An 18,662-nucleotide genomic window follows, 5' to 3' on the forward strand; every position below is an offset into this window, starting at 1 on the left:
CTGTCGGATGATCAGATCTTGAACTCGGTGAGGGTGCTCGGCGCGAACAGCTCCTCCGGCGTGAACAGGCGGTCGATCAGCCCCTGCTCCCTCGCGTACTGCATCAGCATGGCGACCGAGGGCCAGTTGGCGTCGAGGCCCTCGGGCCAAAAATCCTCGCCGAACACCGCGATGGTCTCCTCCAGGGCCGGCAGGTACCAGGGCAGGCTGTAGGGCAGCGCGTTGACGTCGCGCATGCGCTCCAAGGCGCGCCGGGAGCTCTCGCGGAACGCCTTGAACAGGCTCATGGCGATCCACGGCTCGCGCTCGTAGAGGGCGCGCCGGATCACGACCGTGTGCATGATCGGCACGATCCGCGTGCGCTCGTACCAGGCGCGCTCGTCCGCCGGATAGTTCGGGAACAGCCGCACGATGTCGGGATGGCCCTGGCGGAAGACCGAGGGCACGCGCGGCCCCATCATGGCGTCGATCTCGCCGGCGGCCAGCATGCCGACCAGGCTCTTGCCGGGTGGGATCGGCAGAATCTCCACGTCGGCGTCGACCGTGATCTCCATCCGATCGGCGCGGTTCGGCTCCTCGATGCCGCCGACCCGCCAGCGCATCGCGCCGGGCGGCACGCCGTAGTCGTGCTCGAACAGGCCGCGGAGCCACAGCGCCGCCGTCATGGCGTATTCGGGCACGCCCATGATCTTGCCGGCGAGGTCCTCGGGCTTGCGGATGCCGCTGTTGCGGTTGACGAAGACGAAGCCGTGGCGGAAGCAGCGCGACGGGAACAGCGGGATCGCCACGTAATCGTGGCCGATCCCGCGCGCCCGGGCGATCATGTGATAGGCGAGCGAGCACTCGGCGACGTCGAACTCGCCGTAGCGCAGGAGCCGCCAGAACACCTCCTCGATCGGCAGCTCGACATAGGTGAGCGACAGCCCCTCCGGCCGCACCGACCCGTCGATCAGGGATCGCGTGCGGTCATAGAAGCCGCCCGCCATGGTCACCTGGAGCATTCCTGCCGTCCCCCGTCTCGCAAAACAGGGGGCAGAATGGCGTGCCGCAGCGGCGCGGTCCACCGCGGTGCGTGACTGTCGGGCGCGGCTGTGCTGCACCGCAGCACCGAGATCACGGCCCCACGCGGCGCGTGCCCATCACGTCCGGTTCTACCCCATCGAGAAAAGTTGCCTCATCAGTAATCATTCTGATGCTTTTTTCCTCGTTCGGCACGAGATCTCCACCGTCCGGCCAGGATGTCCATGCAGACTGCGCCGCATCTCGGGAGGACGAGATGACCGATTGCAACTACCGCGGTTACCGCATCATCACCAAACGCGACGAGACCTGGAAGGCCGAGATCTACGCGCCCGGCACCTACGGGGTCGTCGAGACCATCACCACCCCCCAGCAGGACGAGCGAAGCGTGATCCTGATGGCGCAGGCCCGGATCGACCAGGACTGCCCCCGCCACTGCTGACGACCTTCCCGCCTGACGGTCCGGCCGCGCGTCATCCCTGATCGCGCGGCAGGCTCCACGGATGCACGGCCGCCCGTTCCGCCGCGAAAGCGCGGATCGCCGCGGCGTGGCTCAGCGTCAGGTCGATGTCGTCCCAGCCGTTCAACAGCTTGGTCCGCCACACCTCGTCGACGGCGAATGGGATCGTCTCGCCGCCGGCCCGGATGGTTCGCGTCTCTAGATCGACCGAGACGCGCCGGCCGGCCGCGGCGTGATCGAGCAGGCGCTCCGCCGCGTCGTCGTCGACGCGCGCCGGCAGCAGCCCGTTGTTGACCGCGTTGGAGGCGAAGATGTCGCCGAAGCTCGGCGCGACGACGCAGCGGAAGCCGAAGTCGACCAGCGCATAGACGGCCGCCTCGCGCGAAGACCCGCTGCCGAAGTTGCGCCGCGCGACCAGCACGCGCGCGCCCGCGAAAGCGGGATCGTCGAGCGTGAGGCCGCGTGCCGATCCGTCGGTCGCGAAGCGCAGGTCGTGCAGCAGGAAGCCGCCGTAGCCGGCGGCGCGCGGCTGCTTCATGAAGCGCGCCGGGATGAGCTGGTCGGTGTCGACATTGGCCAGCGGCAGCGGGCAGGCGATCGCCTCGTCGAGGCCTTTGAACGGCTGCATCACAGTCTCCCGGCGAGCAGCGGACGGACATCGGCGAGATGCCCGGTGACGGCCGCGGCCGCCGCCATGGCGGGCGACATCAGGTGGGTGCGGGCGCCGAGTCCCTGGCGGTTCTTGAAGTTGCGGTTGGTGGTCGAGGCGCAGCGCTCGCCCGAGGGCACCAGATCGCCGTTCATGCCGACGCACATCGAGCAGCCCGAATCGGCCCATTCGAGACCGGCGGCGACAAAAATGCGGTCGAGGCCCTCCTGCTCGGCCTGCTGCTTCACCAGCGACGAGCCCGGCGAGACGAGCCCCGGCACCCGCGCGGTGCGGCCGGCCAGCACGGCCGCCGCGGCGCGCAGATCCTCGATCCGCGAATTGGTGCAGGAGCCGATGAACACCCGGTCGATCGCGACCTCGGCCAGCGGCCGGCCCGGCACCAGCGCCATGTAGGCGAGCGCATCGCGGACATGGGCGGCGCGCGCCGGATCGGGAATGCGGTCCGGGTCCGGGACCGTCGCGTCGATCGGTAGCGCGTCCTGCGGGCTGGTGCCCCAGGTGACGGTCGGCACGATCTCGTCGCCCCGGAACGTGAACTCCTTCTCGAACACCGCGTCGGGGTCGCTGGCGAGCGCTAGCCAGTCGGCGGCGGCGCGCTCGAACGCCTCGCCCTCCGGCGCGAACGGCCGTCCGCGTAGAAACTCGATCGTGGTCGCATCCGGGGCCACCATGCCGCAGCGGCCGCCGCCCTCGATCGAGAGGTTGCACAGCGTCAGCCGCCCCTCCATCGAGAGCCCCGTGACGGCGGACCCAGCATACTCGATCGCGTGGCCCTGCGCGCCGTCGGCGCCGAGCTTGGCGATCCAGGTGAGCGCCATGTCCTTGGCGCCGACGCCCGGCGTGAGCGCCCCGTCGATCACGATGCGCATGCGCTTCGGCTTGCGCTGCCAGAGCGTCTGGGTGATCAGCACATGCGCCACCTCCGACGCGCCGATGCCGAAGGCGAGCGTGCCGAAGGCGCCGTGCGTCGAGGTGTGGCTGTCGCCGCAGACCATCACGAGGCCGGGCAGCGTGAGCCCCTGCTCCGGCCCGACCACGTGAACGATGCCCTGGCGCGGATCGCCGAGGCCGAACAGCTTTATACCGTGACGCGCCGTGTTGGCGACCAGGCGATCGACCATCACCTTGACGCTCTCGTCGGCGATCCGCGGGCGTCCGCGCGTCGGCACGTAGTGATCCGCCACCCCGAAGGTGAGATCGGGCCGCGCCACCGTCGCGTCGCGGGCGGCGAGCTGGGCGAAGGCGTGGTGCGAGCCCTCGTGCAGGACATGGCGGTCGACGAACAGCAGCGTCTGGCCGTCCGCGCGGGTGACGACCGCGTGGGCGTCCCACAGCTTGTCGAGCAGGGTTTTCGGCGCGCCGCGCGCGATCGCGCTGGTGATGGCGTCAGCCGGCATGGGCATCGTCTCCCCGAGGCACGGGCTTCGCCTTGACGGCGCAGGCCGCGACCAGCCCGGCGGTGCGGCCGAGGCCGACCGCCGACAACAGGCCATTGCCCGAGAGATAGCCACTCGCCTGCGATCCCGAAACACCGCAAGCGGCGCCGCCGACGGCGAAGAGATTCGGCAAAGCCGTGCCGTCGTCGCGGAGCACCCTTGCATCGGTGCCGACGACGAGCCCACCCTGCGTATGCAGGAGTGCGCCCGTCACCTTCACGGCCCGGTACGGTGGCACCAACGGCGGGGTCCGCGAGAAGTCGCGGCCGAACGCGTCGGTCGCCTTCGCGCATTGCGCCGCCTCGACGGCGCACAGCGTCGCCGTCAGCGTCGCGACCGGCAGGCCGAGCCGCTCGGCGAGCTCCGGGATCGACGCCGCCGTCACCACGGCCCCGGCCGCCTCGGCCTGGCGAAAGTCCTCGAAGCCGCGCGCCACCGCGGCGATGCGCTCGTCGAAGATCGTGAAGGCGATGCCGTCCGGCTGCGCCACCACGGCGGCGGCCTGCTCGGAGTATCCGAGCGTCTCGTCGGCGAAGCGGCGGCCGTCGCGGTTCACCTGCACGCCGCCCTGGGTGATCGTCGCCCAGGTGATCTGGATGCCGTGCGGATGCGCAATGGCGCCGTGCCCCTGATGGCCGGAGAGATGCCGGGTCGCGGCGCCGAGCGCCTCGCCCCAGACGAGCGCATCGCCCTGGTTGCCTTCGTGGCCAAAGAACAGCGCGTCGGCGAGCTCGGGAATGTGGCGCGCCACCAGCGCCGGGTTGCCGCCGTAGCCGCTGCAGGCCAGCACCAGCGCGCCGCAACCGACCTCGTCGCGGCTGTCGTCCGGCCGCACGACGCCGATCCCGCGCACGCGCCCGTCCGGATCGGCGTAGAGCGTGTCGACCCGCGCGTCCGTCATGATCATCACGCCGGTCTCCTCGGCGGCCGCGCTCAGCCGCTCGATCAGCTCGACGCCGGATCGAGTCGGAAGTCCGTGCATCCGGTACGTCGAGTGGCCTGGATACAGAAACTCCGTGATCACGTCGAACGGCAGGCCATGCGCGTCGGCGAGCCATTCGAGCGTCGGGCCGATCGTCTCGGCGAGATGCGTCACCACGCACGCGTCCGGCTCGCGATGCGCCTTGGCGAGGATGTCGGCGGCGAACAGCTCGGCCGTGTCGACGATGCCGGCCGCGGCCTGCCAGCGCGTCGCCGGCGCCGGGATCAGGCCAGCCGACATGGCCGTCGAGCCGCGCGGCACGGGATCGCGCTCCAGCACCAGCACGTCGACATCGGCGGCGCGCGCCGCGAGCGCCGCGACGAGCCCGGCGGCGCCAGCGCCGATCACCACCACGGGCATCGACACCTCGAAGTGTCGGCCCGCTGCCGGGACCACGGTCATGCACCAGCCTCGGCGCGAATCTCGGCCAGGACCTCGGCGACGGTCGTGATGCGCGCGACCGGGCGAAGCGCCTCGATCGCGGTCGCATGCACGGCCGGCGTGAATGCGGCGCAGCCGTCCGTCAGCACCGTGATCTCGAACTCGCGCACATGCGCGTCGCGCACCGTCGACGCGACACCGCCATTGGTGACGATGCCGCAAGCGATCAGCCGCTCGATGCCGGTCTTGCGCAGCACCCATTCGAGCCGCGTCATGTAGAAGGCCGAGTAGGCGATCTTCTCCACCGAGACGTCGGCCGGCTGCAGCGCGTCGACGAGCTGGTGGCCCCAGGCGCCGGGTAGGAAGTCGCCCTTCTTCAGGAACGGGCGGAGTTGCTTGAGATGCGGCGAGATCATCGGCTCGCCGCCGCGGCCCGGCACCAGCGTGAACTGGGTCGAGACGACCAGCCCACCTGCGGCGCGCAGTGCGGCGGCGAGCGGCTTGATTCGCGCCGGCAATGCAGCGATCTCCGGCACGCTCTGGCCGGCGCGGCCATAGGCGCCGTCGGGGTGCAGGAAGTCGTTCTGCAGATCGACGATCAGCAGCGCGGTCTTGTCGGTCGGAACGGCGGCGATGCTCACGACACAGCCTCCTGGCTCGCCTGCGGCGCCTCCTTGCGCTCGACGATCACGTTGCCGAGCGCATCGACGCGGGTGACGAGATCGGGATCGATCACGGTGGTGGCGTCCGGTTGCTCCAGCACGGCCGGTCCCGGAACCACGGCGCCGACCGGCAGGTCGAGCCGCGCATAGATCGCGGTGTCGTGCCAGCCGCCGTCGAACCACACCGGCCGGCTGCCCTGGCGGGCGCGCTCCATCGAAGCCTCGGGTCCGGGCGCCAGCGCGGCGAGGTCGAAGCGCGGCCGCCGGCCGATCGCCGCGGTGCGCAGATTGACGATCTTCACCGGCACGCTGGGCAGCAGGCGGCTGAACGACGCCTGATAGGCACGGTCGAACGCACTCCTGATCAGCTCGGCCGAAACCCCGGTGGTGTCGCCGGCGCCGCCGGCCGTGATGGTCACGGGCAGCGGCACGGCGATCGTGTGGGTCTGGCCGACATAATGCATGTCGAGCTCGAAGACGAGATCGATGCGCTCCATCGCGAGGCCGGCGTCCTCGACCACGGCGCGTGCCGCCGCGGCTTCGCTCACCATGCGGCGGTCGAGCGCCGCGGCGTCGAGACCAGCGAGCGTGAGGTTCACGGTCTGCACCTGGTCGTGGCGGATGTCGGCGATGACGCAGCCGAGCGCCGAGGTGACGCCGGGATAGCGCGGCACCAGCGCGCCCTTGAGCCCGACATCCTTGATCATCGCGCCGACATGCAGGGCGCCGCCGCCGCCGAACGGCACCGCGACGAACCTGCCCGGATCGTGGCCGCGCTCGATCGACACCAGCCGGATGGCGCCCGCCATCTTGCCGTTGGCGACCCGCACGATCGCCTCGGCGGCTGCATGCGCGTCGAGCCCGAGCGGCGCGCCGACGTCGCGCAGGATCGCGGCCCTCGCCGCCTCGACGTCCAGCGAGGCGAGCTTGCCGCCGATCGGACGCGCCGCGTTGATGCGGCCGAGCACGACGTTAGCGTCGGTGAGCGTCGGCCGATCGCCGCCCTGGCCGTAGCAGACCGGGCCCGGCCGCGAGCCGGCGCTGTGTGGGCCGACCTGCAGGAGACCACCCGCGTCGACATGGGCGATCGAGCCGCCGCCGGCGCCGATCGTGGTGATCTCGATCATCGGCGTGCGCACGACGAGACCGAAGTCGATCGTCGTCTGCGGGGCGAGCGCGGTCTCGCCGCCGACCACCAGCGACACGTCGAACGAGGTGCCGCCGAGATCACCCGTGATCACGTCCGGGAAGCCGGCCTCGCGCGCGATCGCGGCGGCGGCGATGACGCCGGCCGCCGGGCCCGACAGCGCGGTGCGCACCGGCAGGCGGCGCGCCGTCGCGGTCGACATGATGCCGCCGTTCGACTGCACGATGTGGAAGCGCCCGGCGAAGCCGCCCGCCTGCAGGGCGCCGTCGAGCTTCTCCAGATAGCTGCCGACGACCGGCTGCAGATAGGCATTGAGGGCGGTCGTCGAGGTGCGCTCGAACTCGCGGATCTCGGGCAGGATCTGGCTCGAGCAGGCGATGTTGGCGTTCGGCCACGCGGCGGTCGCGGCGGCGAGCGCCGCCTGCTCGTTCGCCGGATTGGCGTAGGCGTTGATGAACACGATGGCGAGCGCCTGCGCGCCCTTGGCGGCGAGCGTCCGCGCCGCCGCCGCGACCTCGTCCGGATCGATCGCCGTCACCACGCTGCCGTCGGCATGGGTGCGCTCGGCGACCTCTATCCTCAGATCACGATCGACCACCGGCTCGAAGTCGCCCCACAAGCCCCAGGTGTGGCGGCGGTCGCGCCGGCGCATCTCCAGCACGTCGCGGAAGCCGCGCGACGTGATCAGGCCGATGCGGGCGCCCTTGCGCTCGAGCAGCGCGTTGGTGCCGACCGTGGTGCCGTGGACGATCGACGAAAGCTCCGACACCGGCCCGAACGTCGTGAGGCCGCCCATGAAGCCGACGGCTTCGTCACCGCGATTCGACGGCACTTTCGCCGTGCGGAAGCGGCGCTCCGCCTCGTCGTAGAAGAACAGATCCGTGAAGGTGCCGCCCACGTCGACGCCGACGGTGCGGCCCGGTGCCGTGCTCACGCTGCTTCTCCTTCACGCTTCTCGCCGACACGCGTCTCACCGACCGTCGCGCCATCGGCGACCGGCCGCCCGGCCGCATCGACATGCACGCCGTAGCGGCTCAAGGCCGCGTCCGGGCTGACCAGCCCGAAGCGCACGTCGCGCGCGACCCGCTCCGGATCGCGGGCGACCGGATCGCCCCATCCGCCGCCGCCGGGCGTCTCCAGGCGCACCCGCCGGCCCGCCTTGATTCTCACGTCGGTGACCTTGGACACCATCGGCGGAGACCGTTCGCCGTCGTCGGTCTGCCAGTGGAACAAATTCAACGCCGCCGGATCACCGCCGGCGACCCCGAACGGCGCGACCTTGCCGCGCTCGCCGAGCAGCGACACCTCCGCATCGGACAGGACCTCGATCTCGTAGACGGCGCCGACGCCACCGCGATGCTCGCCCGCGCCGGCACTGTCGGGCCGCAAGGCCCACTGCGTGAACTTGATCGGATAAGCGGCCTCCAGAATCTCCAGCGGCGGAATCGTCGCCGTGGAGATCGGATTGTTGGCGTGGTTGAGGCCGTCGCTCTGCGGATTGCCGCCGAGCCCGCCGCCGAAGAACGAGAACATCACCCAGCGGCTGCCGTCGGCGCGGTGCCCCGCGATGGAGAGCGCGTTGATGGTGCCGAACGGGCCGGCCGTGGCGCGCGCCGGGTCGGCCTTGGCGAGCGCGCCGAACACCACGCCGATCAGGCGGAGGATCGTCTCGGTATAGCCAGCGACCGGCTTCGGCGCCTTGGCGCCGAGCAGCGTCGTGTCCGGAATCACGAAGTCGATGGGCCGCAGGCAGCCGGCATTGGCCGGCACCTCGACGAACACGTGCTTCAACGCGACGTAACAGGCCGCGACCGCGGTGGCGCGCGAGATGTTGATCGGCCCCTGCGGCGGGGCCGAGGAGCGCGAGAAGTCGAGCACCATGCCGCCGTCGCGGATCGTCAGATCCAATCCAATGGTGAGCTTCTCGTCGGTGATCCCGTCGTTGTCGAGAAAGTCCTCGAAGCTGTAGGTGCCATCCGGCAGCGAGCGGAGCGCGGCGCGCATCAGCGCCTCGGCGCGGTCCGAGAAGGCGTCGAAGGCGGCCGAGACAGTCGCGTCGCCATACTCGTCGAGCAGCGCATGAAAACGCCGCTCGCCGAGATCGAGAGCGTTGAGCTGACCGTTGAGGTCGCCCCAGTTGGATAGCGGCACCCGCGTGTTGGCGGCCAGGATGTCAAGAATGTCCTGATTCATCGTACCGGCTGCGATCAACTTCACGGGCGGAAAGCGCACGCCCTCCTGGAAGCTCTCGGTCGCCTTCGGGTTGTAGCCACCCGGCACGTTGCCGCCGATGTCGAGCCAGTGGCCGACCGAGGCGAGCCAGCAGAACAGCGTTCCGTTCCGGAACACAGGGCGCACCAGCCTGAAGTCGTTGAGATGCGTGCCGCCGTCGTACGGATCGTTGAACAGGAAGGTGTCGCCGGGCGAAAGACCGCCGCGCGTCTTCACCAAGTCGATCACCGACCTCACGGCGAACGCCATGGCGCCGACGAAGATCGGCAGGCCCTTGGTGCCCTGCACCAGCGTGTCGCCGGTCTCGGCGTGGTAGAGGCCGTGGCAGGCGTCGCGCGCCTCGGCGATGATCGGGTTGAAGGCCGAGCGGTAGAGTGTCGCGTCCATCTCGTCGGCGATCTGCTCCAGCCGGCCGCCCAGCACGGCGAGCGTGACGGGATCGATGGCGGTCACGCGGCAGTCTCCTCGTCGGTGGCCGAATGATCACGGCCGAAGTGATCGTAGCCGGCGCCGAGCGCCAACATCTCGGGCGTGCCGATCAGCGTGTTGAGCGCGGAAAAGTCGAACATGCGGTCGGCGAACGCGGCATTGCTGCCCGTGGCGGCGAGCGAGGCGTAATAGGCCTGGGCGGTGCGGGCGAGCGCCCGCACGATGCCGCCCGGAAAGATGACGATGCGGAAGCCGAGCGCGCCCAGCTCGGCGGCCGGCATCAGCGGCGTGTCGCCGCCCTCGACCATGTTGACGAGCAGCGGCCGCGTGCCGGCCAGCGCCGCGACGAGGCGGTCGAGCTGATCACGCGAGCGCGGCGCCTCGACGAACAGCACGTCGGCGCCCGCCTCGGCATAGAGGCGCGCCCGCTCCACGGCACGCTCGAAACCCTCCACGGCGACGGCGTCGGTGCGGGCGACGATCAGGGTCTCGTCGCTCGCGCGGGCATCGACGGCGGCCTTCACCTTGCCGGCCATCTCGGCGGCCGGGATCAGCGTCTTGTCGCGCAGATGGCCGCAGCGCTTGGGGAACGACTGGTCCTCGAGTTGGATCGCGGTCGCGCCGGCGCGCTCGAACAGCCGCACGGTGCGCTGCACGTTGAGCGCGTTGCCATAGCCGTTGTCGGCATCGACGATCAGCGCCGTCGGCACCCGGTCGCGCACCAAGGTGATCACCTCGGCGACCTCGGACATCGTCACGAGCCCGATGTCGGGGCATCCGAGCCGCGTATAGGCGATGGCGGCGCCGGAGAGATAGAGCGCCTCGAAACCCGCCGCTGCTGCGAGGGAGGCCGTGAGCGCGTCGTAGATGCCGGGCGCGACGATCGTCCCGCCGCTGTCGAGCCGATGCTTCAGGGTCATGGCTTCTTTCCTGTCTTTTCGGCCCCAGCGGCTCCTGCGTTCCCTCCCCTCTTGTGGAGGAGGGACAGGGAGGGAGGTGAGCCACGAACGCTGAATGCGAGGCTCACCCCCCTCTCCACCTCTCCCCCACAAGGGGGGAGAGAGCAGGCTGCGGATCGCGGTTGCATCCTCATCCACACGGCCCGGCTCCTCACAATCCCAGATACACGCGCCGCAGATCCGGGTCGGCGGCGACGTCCCGGGCCGTGCCGGACAGCGCCACGACGCCGTTCTCGATTACGTAGGCGCGCGCCGCGATCTCCAGCGACTGCACGACGTTCTGCTCGACCAGCATGATGGCGAGGCCCTCCTGGTTGAGGCGGCGGATCAGCGCGAACATCTCCTCGACCAGCAGGGGCGAGAGGCCGAGCGACGGCTCGTCGAGAATCAGCAGTCGCGGCTCGCCCATCAGCCCCCGGCCGATCGCGAGCATCTGCTGCTCGCCGCCCGACAGCGTTCCGGCGAGCTGCGAGGTGCGCTCGCGCAGGCGCGGAAACGTTGTGAACACCCGCTTGAGATTGGCGTCGCGGTTCGCCCGCCCGCGGCGGTAGCAGCCGAGCTCGAGATTCTCCCGCACGCTCATCGTGGGGAAGATCTTTCGACCCTCCGGGACGTGGATCAGGCCCGCCGCGACGATCGTCTTGTCGGGGAGGCGATCGATGCGGGTGCCGTCGAATCGTATCGTGCCGCCGCGGGCCGGCAGCACGCCGGACAGGACGTTGTTGAGGGTCGTCTTGCCGACCCCGTTGGCGCCGAGCACCGCGACGATCTCGCCGGCGTCGACCCGCAGGTCGATGCCGCGCAGCACCGTGGTGCCGCCGTAGCCGGCCTCCAGCCCCTCAACCTCGAGCATGGGCGCCTCCGGCGGCGATGCGGGCGGCGGCGCCGTGGCCCAGATAGGCCTCGATCACCTGCGGATCGGCGCAGACGTGCTGCGGCGTGCCGTGGGCGACGTGACGGCCTTGCGCGATCACGTACACGGTCTCGCAGAGGTTCATCACGGCCTGCATGATGTGCTCGATCATGAAGATGGTGACGCCGTCGTCGCGGATCGCGCGCAGCACCGGGATCATGTCGCGCACCTCGGACGGGTTGAGGCCGGCCAAGACCTCGTCGAGCAGCAAAAGGCGCGGCTCGGTCGCGAGCGCACGCGCGACTTCCAGCCGTTTCCGACCGGCGACGGTCAGGGCCGCGGCCGGCTTGTCGAGCTCGTGAGAGAGCCCGACCCGCTCGGCGACAGCGGCCGCGCGGTCCATCGCGTCGGCGCGACGCGCGTGGCGCAGATAGGCGCCGACCGCGATGTTCTCGTGCACCGAGAGGCCGGCGAACGGCTGAGTGATCTGGAACGTGCGGGCGATGCCGCGCCGCGCGCGTCTGTAGGGCGCCTCGTCGGTCAGGTCGACGCCGTCGAGCAGCACGCGCCCGCCGGTCGGATGCAGGAAGCCGGCCAGCATGGCGAAGACCGTGGTCTTGCCGGCGCCGTTCGGCCCGATCAGGCCGGTCAGCGAGCCCTCCGCGACATGGAGCGAGACATCGTCGACGGCGACGAGGCCGGAGAATTTCTTCGTGAGGCCTTCGGCGACCAGCATGTCAGGCCTCCACCGCAGGCTTGCGTCCGCGCCCGGTGGTGCGCAGGCGACCCGCGAGCCGCGACAGGCCGCCCATGAGCCCACCGGGCAGGAAGGCGATGACCAGAATCAGCACCACGCCGAAGACGACGAGGTCGATCCCCGGCACGCTGCCGGCGATGCCCTTGGTCGCCTCGCCGAGCCCGTGCAGCGCCAGCGCGCCGATCAGCGGTCCGAAGACCGTGCCGGCGCCGCCGACCAGCGGCGCCAGCAGCGCCTCGACCGAGATCCACGGGCCGTAGGCGACGGTGGCGTCGACGAACAGGAAATACTGCGCGTAGAGGCAGCCGGCGAGCGCCGTGAGCGCCGCCGACAGCGCGATGGCGCCGAGCTTCACCCGCATCGGATCAACGCCGAGCGCCTCGGCGGCCTGCTCGTTCTCGCGCACCGCGATCAGATGGGCGCCGAACCGCGAGCGCGTCAGCCAGGTCGAGATCACCAGGCCGATTCCGACGAAGCCGAGCACCAGCATGCAGGTGATGCGGCGATCGGCGAACTGCAGGGTCGCGACGCCGGGGTCGAGCCTGATCAGAAGACCGGCAGCGCCGCCGGTGAAGCCGACCGCATTGGCGACGACCCGGAACACCTCGGCGAAGGCGAGCGTCACCAGGGCGAAGTAGGAGCCGCGCAGCCCGGACCGGAACGACAGGAACCCGATGAACAGCCCGACCGCGACACCGGCGGCGACGCCGCAGAGGAGTCCGACCCAGGCGTTGACGCCGAGCTGCACCTGCAGGATCGCGGTCGCGTAGGCGCCGGTGCCGAAGAAGGCCGCGTGGCCGAACGAGTACTGGCCGCCGAAGCCACCGAGGATGTTCCAGCCCTGCGCGGCGAGCGCCACGATCAGCATGTAGACGAGGAAGTTCAGCGTCGCGTTGGAGACACCGAGCCACGGCACCACGGCGAACACCGCGACGACGAGGAGCGGGCGCAGGAGATCGGTCGCGGTCATGCGCGCGCTCCAAACAGGCCGGTGGGTCGCACGAGCAGGACCACGATGAAAATGAGGAAGATGCCGAGCTGACCGAGGCTGTCGCCGAGATAGAGGCTCGACAGGCTCTCGACCGCGCCGATCAGCAGGCCGCCGATCAGCGCGCCGACCACCGAGCCCATGCCGCCCAGCACGACGATCGTGAAGGCGACCAGCACGAAGGCACCGCCGATGCGCGGATTGACGTAGAAGGTGGGCATCAAGAGGCTCGCCGCGACCGCGAGGCAGACACAGCCGATGCCGAACGTCACGGCGTAGACGTGATCGACGTCGATGCCGACAAGCCGCGCCCCGGTCTTCTCCCGCGCCACGGCGCGGATCGCCTTGCCGATGTCGGTGCGGTTGAGCACGAGCCACAGCAGCGCCGTCATCACCAATGTCACGACGAAGCCGACGAGCCGCGGTTGCGACAGCAGGAGCGGGCCGATCGAAACGACCTCGAGCGCGTAGTCGCTCGCCACCGTGCGGGTGTCGGACTTGAAGCCGGCGAGCAGCGCGTTCTCCAGAACGATGGCGAGCCCGAGCGTCACCAGAAGAATGTTGCCGTCGTCGTGCCGGCTCGCCGGGCCGATGACGAGCCGCTGCATGCCGTAGCCGAGGCCGAACATCAGCGGGCCGACGATCAGCACGGCCGCGTAGGGGTCGATGCCGAGCCACGCCCACGCCGCCCACACCATGAACATGGCGCAGGTGAGCAGCGCGCCGTGCGCGAAGTTGATGATGTGCAGCACGCCGTAGACCAGCGTGAGGCCGAGCGCGACGAGGGCATAGACACCGCCGGTCAGCAGACCGTTCAGCACGGCCTCGAGCACGATCTGGGGTGAGTACATGGACGGTCCGGCGGCGCGCGGGGGTGGGGCGGCGGAGCGGAGCTCCGCCGTCGTCGGGACGTGAGCGGCGGCAGGGCGGCCGCCGCGCAGGATCAGGCCTTCAGCGGGAAGACCGGCTTCACCTGGGCGAAGGCGTCCGGATAGATCACCTTCACGTCGTTGTCCTGGATCTGGGTGTTGAGCGGCAGCGCGCTGACGTTCTGGCCCTCGACGAACTTCGAGCGTCCGTACGGCATCACCCCGCTGCCGAAGTCGCGGCTCGACAGCGCCGCGATCAGCTTGTCGGAGGCGACGCCACCGGCCACCTCGATCGCCTCGGCCATCAGCATCACGGCCGAGTAGTTGAGCGGCACGTTGTAGACATAGGACTTTCCGGCCGCCTCGGTGCGGGCCCGGATGTCGGCCGACTTCGGGTTCTTCGGGTCGTGCCAGTGGTTGCAGTCGATCACGCCGTCGGCGGCCTGCGGGAACTCCTTGACGAAGCGCAGGCTGGAGGCGCCGCCGCCGAAGATCGCATAGATCGCCTTCGGCCGAATGCGCTGCTGCTGCATGGTGCGAGCGAGCAGCACGAACTCGCCGTAGTAGTTCGACGGGATCACGAGGTCGGGCTTGAGCGAGCGGATGCGCAGCGCGATGTTCGACATGTCGCGCGCCGGCGTCGGGTGCGAGATCGTCTCCAGCACCTCGAAGCCGAGCTTGGGCAGCTCGGAGCCGAGCAGCTTGGCGAGGCCGGAGCCGAACAGCCCGTCCTCGTGGACGATCACCACGGTCTTCACCGGCTTGCCGGCGGCGTCGTTCAAGGTGACGAGATTCTTCAGCGCGACCTCGGTCGCCATGCTGAAGCTCGGCGCCATGCGGAACGTGTTCTTGAGGCCGCGCTTGGTGATCGCGTCGGCGACACCGACGTCGACCAGATAAGGAAGGTCGTAGCGGGCTGCCGCCTGTGTCGCGGTCATGCACAGGCCACTGCCGAAGCCGCCGACGATCGCCGCCACCTTCTCGCCCTGCAGGCGCTCGACCTCCTGGGCCGCGGCCTCGGGGTTCGAGCGGTTGTCGGCGAACACCATCTCGATCTTGGCGCCGCCCAGCGCCTTCAGGCCGCCGGCCGCGTTGATGTCGGCGATGGCGAGCTCGGCACCGAGCCGGCCGAGGTCGCCCGCCTCGGCGAGCGCGCCCGTCACCGGCTGGATGATGCCGAGCTTCACGGCCGGCGCCTGCGCCCGCAGCACGGTCGGGGCCGCGACCAGGGCCGCGCCGGCGGCACCGGCCTTCAGCACTGCGCGGCGCGAGAGCGCGGCGGCGAGCCGGCGATCGGACGATGTCATGGACGGGTCCCTTTCTTGCTGGCGGTCCGCTTCGGACGGGGGGCGCTGGACTCGGAAGACGGGCCGCTCGTGCACACCACGGTCGGGGTCCACCGACGGGTGCCGTCGGCTCCGGTGCGGACGAGGTCCATCTGAAAGGCGTAACGGTCGGGCCGGTAGAGCGCGTGCAGGTGCTCGACGCCACGGCCGGACGGCTCGTAGACGACGCGGGTGAGCGAAATCACGGGGTCGCCGGGCGCGAGGTCGAGCGCCTCCGCCGTCTCGGGACCGACCAGACTGGCGCTGATCGACTGCGTCGCGCGCTCGGCGACGACGCCGGAGCGCTCCATCAGCTCGAGCAGCGGAATGGTCGCGAGGTCGCGCTCCGAATAGGTGAGGCCGATGCGCTCCGGCACATGCGTCGTCAGATAGGAGAACGGCTGCCCGTCGATCAGCCGCACCCGCACCGAGCGCTGCACGCGCTCGCCGCGGGCGAGGCCGAGCGGCTCGGCGATCGAGGCCGGCGGCACCACATAGGCGAAGGACAGGAGCTTCACCGCGGTGGTGCGGCCCATCTCGATCAGGTTGGAGAGCACGTTCGAGAAGTCGGCGACGATCGGCCGCGACGCCGGCACGTCCTCGACGAAGGTGCCGGAGCCGACGCGCCGCCGCACCAGCCCTTCGTCGGCGAGCAGATCGAGGGCGCGCCGCACGGTGACACGCGAGACGCCGTGCTCCTGCGCCAGCGCCGGCTCGCTCGGCAGCCGCCCGCCCGGCGCCACCGCACCGGTGACGATGCGGTCGCGCAGCAGCAGATAGAGCCGGCGTGTCTTGAGAAGCTCGACGGCGGCCGTCAAACGGGGCTCCCGGTTCGTTCGGGCGAGATGACACGGCGCGCCGGGTCTGGGCGGGCCGGAGTGAATTGTATCAAAAACCAGACAGCTTCTGTCAACGCGCTGTCTGCCGATATGGTGGGCAGTCGCCGCTCGATCCGGCCGCATTGTGCGCCATTCCGCACTGCACTGCTCAATCGAGCAGCCATGGAATGCACGGATCTTCCACGAACCTGTCTCATCGATGGGATCGGTCGGAGTCACCGCGATACGATGACGCAGCCGTGACGCCGGCAGATCCGCAACCTCTTCACGGGTTGGGATCATCCGGGCTAACATTACCCGGATGGCACAGCTCACCCCCGTCCAACTGAGGCTTTCGCAAGCCGAGCGCCGGGTCGCCTGCGACCGGCGCCACATCGCGCTGCAGCAAATGTTCGTCGACGGGCTCGAGGCCCGCGGCTTCGACCCGACCGGCGCGCGCCTGGTGCTCGGCCAGCTCGCCGAGACGTTACAAATCAGCCTCGCGGTTCGGGCGCGCATGCGGGCGCTGGCCGGAGTCGCGGAAACCGACGACCCGCGACAATCCGCGGCGGCGTGACGCCCGGGCGTCGCCGCGGTCGGACGTCGTCCGATCGGGCGGAGGGGGGTCAGCCCTCGTCGCGGTCGCCCATCATGGCGGCGATCTCGCGCAGCGGGGCGAACAGTCCGGCATAGACGTCGGCGCCGAGGCGTTCGACGATGCGCTGCTCGTGATCGGCCGATATGCGGTGCAGCTTTCGCATCAGCAACCGGCCGTCCGCCGTGAGCGAGAGCGCATGGGCGCGGCGGTCGCGCGCAGTCGCTTCGCGGCGCACGAGGCCGCGCGCCTCGAGCGCGTCGATCATCGCCACCAGATTGGTCTTCTTGATGCCGAGCGCATCGGCGATGCGGGTCTGGCTCAGACCCGCGTTGCGCTCGATCACGGTGAGGATCGAGTACTGGGCCGGGCGGATGTCGAGCGCCTCGAAGCGCGAGAAGAAGTCCTGGAAGACGGCGAGCTGGGCGCGACGCAGGACGTAGCCGACCCGCTGGTCGAGCGGACCGAAATCGATGGACGTCTTCGCCGGGGAATCGGCGGGTCGCGGCTCGGCGCCGTCGCGCCCGACCGGTTTCGTCGTTCTCGCGCGCAGAGAAGAGTCCATTGTCTCGGGACCTGAGAGTTGGAGATCCGGCCGGCGAGGCATTTCGACACAGGCGGCCGCCGGCCGACTGCTTCCGCGAAATTACGCAGGGCCGGCGGTTGACGCAACATAATAGTTATATAAGATCACCATCAGGCGAAGACGTCCGGCCGCCACGCGCAAACTAACGGACGCACGCCGAGGAAACGTCACATCGAGGAGAGGGCCATGCCCCTTGAGATTCGCGCGCTTCTCGCCGGCGCGGCCGTGTCGGCACTGCTCGTCGGTGCCGCCCATGCGCAGGCCGGTGCGACCGCCGACGGCGGCACCGTCAACATCGGCATCACGGTGTCGCAGACCGGCCCCGCCGCGGCGCTCGGCATCCCGCAGAAGAACAGCGTCGCCCAGCTTCCCAAGAAGGTCGGCCCCTACACGGTCGAGTACACGGTGCTGGACGACGCCACCGATCCGACCAAGGCGGTCGCCAACGCCCGCAAGCTGATCGCCGAGCAGAAGATCGACTATCTGCTCGGCTCCTCGGCGACGCCGGCGACGCTCGCGCTGGTCGACGTCGCCGCCGAGACCAAGACCCCCTACTGCGCCATGGTGCCGACCCGCTCGCTGGTCGATCCGATGGACGACAAGCGCCGCTGGGTGTTCAAGGCCGTGCAGGACGACACCATCATGGCCGAGGCGCTCGCCGAGCACATGGCGAAGAACGGCGTCAAGACGATCGGCTTCCTCGGCTACACGGACGGCTACGGCCAGGGCTGGCTCGACGCCGTCGGCAAGGTGATGCCGGGCAAGGGCATCCAGGTGGTCGCGACCGAGCGGTTCCAGCGCACCGACACCAGCGTCACCGGGCAGGCGCTCAAGATCGTCGCCGCCAATCCCGACGCCGTGCTGATCGCGGCCTCGGGCACGCCCGCCGTGATGCCGCAGAAGGCGCTGAAGGAGCAGGGGTACCGCAAACCCATCTACCAGACGCACGGCGTCTCCACGATGGAGTTCGTGCGGGTCGGCGGCAAGGACGTCGACGGCACCGTGTTCCCGGCCGGCCCGGTGGTGATCGCCGACCAGCTTCCGGACTCCAATCCGATCAAGAAGGTCGCGCTCGACTACATCAAGGGCTACGAGGCGAACAACAAGTCGCCCGTCGCCGGCTTCGGCGCCCACATGGTCGATTGCGCGCTGCTGATGATCGACGCGCTCGGCCGGATGAACAGCACCGCGAAGCCCGGCACGCCGGAGTTCCGCGCCGCGCTACGCGACGCCATCGAGGGCTCGAAGGAGGTCGTCGGCAATCACGGCGTCTTCACCTTCTCGCCGACCGACCATGCCGGTCTCGACAAGCGCTCGCGCGTGCTGATCAAGATCGACGGCGGCAAGTGGACGCTGCTGCCCTGACCTGACGCCGGCGCCGGGCGTTCCGGCGATCTCGAGTCTCTTGGTGTCGACACGTGACGCACCGGCCGCCGGCCGGTGCGGGGACGTGGCGGAGACGTCGTGGCTCGCTCCGAGGCGGCCCGACCGCA

The 18,662-nt window shown here is 70.1% G+C and carries 18 protein-coding genes; 3 read left to right on the forward strand and 15 right to left on the reverse strand.

Going from position 1 to position 18,662, the window contains the following annotated elements:
• Positions 1–11: 11 nt before the first annotated feature.
• Positions 12–1,001: an ABC transporter substrate-binding protein gene (locus CCR97_RS20245; protein ID WP_111355150.1), complete on the reverse strand. Its 990-nt coding sequence runs from the start codon at positions 999–1,001 to the stop codon at positions 12–14.
• A gap of 275 nt (positions 1,002–1,276) precedes the next feature.
• Here CCR97_RS20245 and CCR97_RS20250 point away from each other — a divergent pair, with 275 nt between their 5' ends.
• A complete protein-coding gene (locus CCR97_RS20250) occupies positions 1,277–1,462 on the forward strand; it encodes a hypothetical protein (protein WP_111355151.1) in 186 nt (61 codons plus the stop codon).
• Positions 1,463–1,493: 31 nt separating this feature from the next.
• Here the strand turns inward: CCR97_RS20250 and leuD are convergent, their stop codons facing one another.
• The 13 genes from leuD to CCR97_RS20315 form a co-directional block, all read right to left on the reverse strand.
• Positions 1,494–2,108 (reverse strand): 3-isopropylmalate dehydratase small subunit, encoded by a 615-nt coding sequence (gene leuD, locus CCR97_RS20255; RefSeq protein ID WP_111355152.1) that lies wholly within the window; start codon positions 2,106–2,108, stop codon positions 1,494–1,496.
• Complete coding sequence (gene leuC / locus CCR97_RS20260) at positions 2,108–3,547, reverse strand: 3-isopropylmalate dehydratase large subunit (protein WP_111355153.1); 1,440 nt, start codon at positions 3,545–3,547, stop codon at positions 2,108–2,110. Before leuC ends, leuD begins: the two co-directional genes overlap by 1 nt.
• Positions 3,537–4,970 carry an FAD-dependent oxidoreductase gene (locus CCR97_RS20265; RefSeq protein ID WP_111355154.1) on the reverse strand — a complete coding sequence of 478 codons (1,434 nt, stop codon included), beginning with the start codon at positions 4,968–4,970 and terminating at the stop codon, positions 3,537–3,539. The genes leuC and CCR97_RS20265 overlap by 11 nt, the downstream gene beginning before the upstream one ends.
• Positions 4,967–5,590: a cysteine hydrolase family protein gene (locus CCR97_RS20270; protein ID WP_111355155.1), complete on the reverse strand. Its 624-nt coding sequence runs from the start codon at positions 5,588–5,590 to the stop codon at positions 4,967–4,969. The genes CCR97_RS20265 and CCR97_RS20270 overlap by 4 nt, the downstream gene beginning before the upstream one ends.
• Positions 5,587–7,692: a hydantoinase/oxoprolinase family protein gene (locus CCR97_RS20275; RefSeq protein WP_111355156.1), complete on the reverse strand. Its 2,106-nt coding sequence runs from the start codon at positions 7,690–7,692 to the stop codon at positions 5,587–5,589. Before CCR97_RS20275 ends, CCR97_RS20270 begins: the two co-directional genes overlap by 4 nt.
• A complete protein-coding gene (locus CCR97_RS20280; protein ID WP_111355157.1) occupies positions 7,689–9,443 on the reverse strand; it encodes a hydantoinase B/oxoprolinase family protein in 1,755 nt (584 codons plus the stop codon). Before CCR97_RS20280 ends, CCR97_RS20275 begins: the two co-directional genes overlap by 4 nt.
• The gene (locus CCR97_RS20285; protein ID WP_111355158.1) at positions 9,440–10,339 is read right to left on the reverse strand and encodes an isocitrate lyase/PEP mutase family protein; all 900 of its coding nucleotides are present in this window, start codon (positions 10,337–10,339) and stop codon (positions 9,440–9,442) included. Before CCR97_RS20285 ends, CCR97_RS20280 begins: the two co-directional genes overlap by 4 nt.
• 190 nt (positions 10,340–10,529) lie before the next feature.
• Positions 10,530–11,231, reverse strand: a complete 702-nt coding sequence (locus CCR97_RS20290; RefSeq protein ID WP_111355159.1) for an ABC transporter ATP-binding protein — start codon at positions 11,229–11,231, stop codon at positions 10,530–10,532.
• Positions 11,218–11,967 (reverse strand): ABC transporter ATP-binding protein, encoded by a 750-nt coding sequence (locus CCR97_RS20295; protein ID WP_111355160.1) that lies wholly within the window; start codon positions 11,965–11,967, stop codon positions 11,218–11,220. Before CCR97_RS20295 ends, CCR97_RS20290 begins: the two co-directional genes overlap by 14 nt.
• Position 11,968: 1 nt before the next feature.
• Positions 11,969–12,958, reverse strand: a complete 990-nt coding sequence (locus CCR97_RS20300) for a branched-chain amino acid ABC transporter permease (protein WP_111355161.1) — start codon at positions 12,956–12,958, stop codon at positions 11,969–11,971.
• Positions 12,955–13,827 (reverse strand): branched-chain amino acid ABC transporter permease, encoded by an 873-nt coding sequence (locus tag CCR97_RS20305; protein ID WP_111355162.1) that lies wholly within the window; start codon positions 13,825–13,827, stop codon positions 12,955–12,957. The genes CCR97_RS20300 and CCR97_RS20305 overlap by 4 nt, the downstream gene beginning before the upstream one ends.
• 92 nt (positions 13,828–13,919) lie before the next feature.
• A complete protein-coding gene (locus CCR97_RS20310) occupies positions 13,920–15,152 on the reverse strand; it encodes an ABC transporter substrate-binding protein (RefSeq protein WP_111355163.1) in 1,233 nt (410 codons plus the stop codon).
• Positions 15,149–15,988, reverse strand: a complete 840-nt coding sequence (locus CCR97_RS20315) for a GntR family transcriptional regulator (protein WP_111355164.1) — start codon at positions 15,986–15,988, stop codon at positions 15,149–15,151. Before CCR97_RS20315 ends, CCR97_RS20310 begins: the two co-directional genes overlap by 4 nt.
• Before the next feature lie 322 nt (positions 15,989–16,310).
• On the opposite strand from CCR97_RS20315, the gene CCR97_RS20320 reads away from it, so the two are divergent.
• Positions 16,311–16,565: a hypothetical protein gene (locus CCR97_RS20320; protein WP_111355165.1), complete on the forward strand. Its 255-nt coding sequence runs from the start codon at positions 16,311–16,313 to the stop codon at positions 16,563–16,565.
• 49 nt (positions 16,566–16,614) lie between these two features.
• Here the strand turns inward: CCR97_RS20320 and CCR97_RS20325 are convergent, their stop codons facing one another.
• Positions 16,615–17,148: a MarR family winged helix-turn-helix transcriptional regulator gene (locus tag CCR97_RS20325; protein ID WP_111355166.1), complete on the reverse strand. Its 534-nt coding sequence runs from the start codon at positions 17,146–17,148 to the stop codon at positions 16,615–16,617.
• Between the two features lie 207 nt (positions 17,149–17,355).
• On the opposite strand from CCR97_RS20325, the gene CCR97_RS20330 reads away from it, so the two are divergent.
• Positions 17,356–18,534 carry an ABC transporter substrate-binding protein gene (locus CCR97_RS20330; protein ID WP_111355167.1) on the forward strand — a complete coding sequence of 393 codons (1,179 nt, stop codon included), beginning with the start codon at positions 17,356–17,358 and terminating at the stop codon, positions 18,532–18,534.
• Positions 18,535–18,662: the final 128 nt, after the last annotated feature.

The sequence above is a fragment of the Rhodoplanes elegans genome (assembly GCF_016653355.1).
GTDB lineage: Bacteria > Pseudomonadota > Alphaproteobacteria > Rhizobiales > Xanthobacteraceae > Rhodoplanes > Rhodoplanes elegans.

What these genes read in the sequence shown, in the direction of transcription:
- CCR97_RS20305 (WP_111355162.1), bottom strand. Translation starts at nt 13,827, where the DNA reads ATGTACTCACCCCAGATCGTGCTCGAGGCCGTGCTGAACGGTCTGCTG.
- CCR97_RS20295 (WP_111355160.1), bottom strand. Translation starts at nt 11,967, where the DNA reads ATGCTGGTCGCCGAAGGCCTCACGAAGAAATTCTCCGGCCTCGTCGCC.
- CCR97_RS20265 (WP_111355154.1), bottom strand. Translation starts at nt 4,970, where the DNA reads ATGACCGTGGTCCCGGCAGCGGGCCGACACTTCGAGGTGTCGATGCCC.
- CCR97_RS20300 (WP_111355161.1), bottom strand. Translation starts at nt 12,958, where the DNA reads ATGACCGCGACCGATCTCCTGCGCCCGCTCCTCGTCGTCGCGGTGTTC.
- CCR97_RS20285 (WP_111355158.1), bottom strand. Translation starts at nt 10,339, where the DNA reads ATGACCCTGAAGCATCGGCTCGACAGCGGCGGGACGATCGTCGCGCCC.
- CCR97_RS20310 (WP_111355163.1), bottom strand. Translation starts at nt 15,152, where the DNA reads ATGACATCGTCCGATCGCCGGCTCGCCGCCGCGCTCTCGCGCCGCGCA.
- CCR97_RS20325 (WP_111355166.1), bottom strand. Translation starts at nt 17,148, where the DNA reads ATGGACTCTTCTCTGCGCGCGAGAACGACGAAACCGGTCGGGCGCGAC.
- CCR97_RS20250 (WP_111355151.1), top strand. Translation starts at nt 1,277, where the DNA reads ATGACCGATTGCAACTACCGCGGTTACCGCATCATCACCAAACGCGAC.
- leuC (WP_111355153.1), bottom strand. Translation starts at nt 3,547, where the DNA reads ATGCCGGCTGACGCCATCACCAGCGCGATCGCGCGCGGCGCGCCGAAA.
- CCR97_RS20245 (WP_111355150.1), bottom strand. Translation starts at nt 1,001, where the DNA reads ATGCTCCAGGTGACCATGGCGGGCGGCTTCTATGACCGCACGCGATCC.
- CCR97_RS20290 (WP_111355159.1), bottom strand. Translation starts at nt 11,231, where the DNA reads ATGCTCGAGGTTGAGGGGCTGGAGGCCGGCTACGGCGGCACCACGGTG.
- leuD (WP_111355152.1), bottom strand. Translation starts at nt 2,108, where the DNA reads ATGCAGCCGTTCAAAGGCCTCGACGAGGCGATCGCCTGCCCGCTGCCG.
- CCR97_RS20330 (WP_111355167.1), top strand. Translation starts at nt 17,356, where the DNA reads ATGCCCCTTGAGATTCGCGCGCTTCTCGCCGGCGCGGCCGTGTCGGCA.
- CCR97_RS20320 (WP_111355165.1), top strand. Translation starts at nt 16,311, where the DNA reads ATGGCACAGCTCACCCCCGTCCAACTGAGGCTTTCGCAAGCCGAGCGC.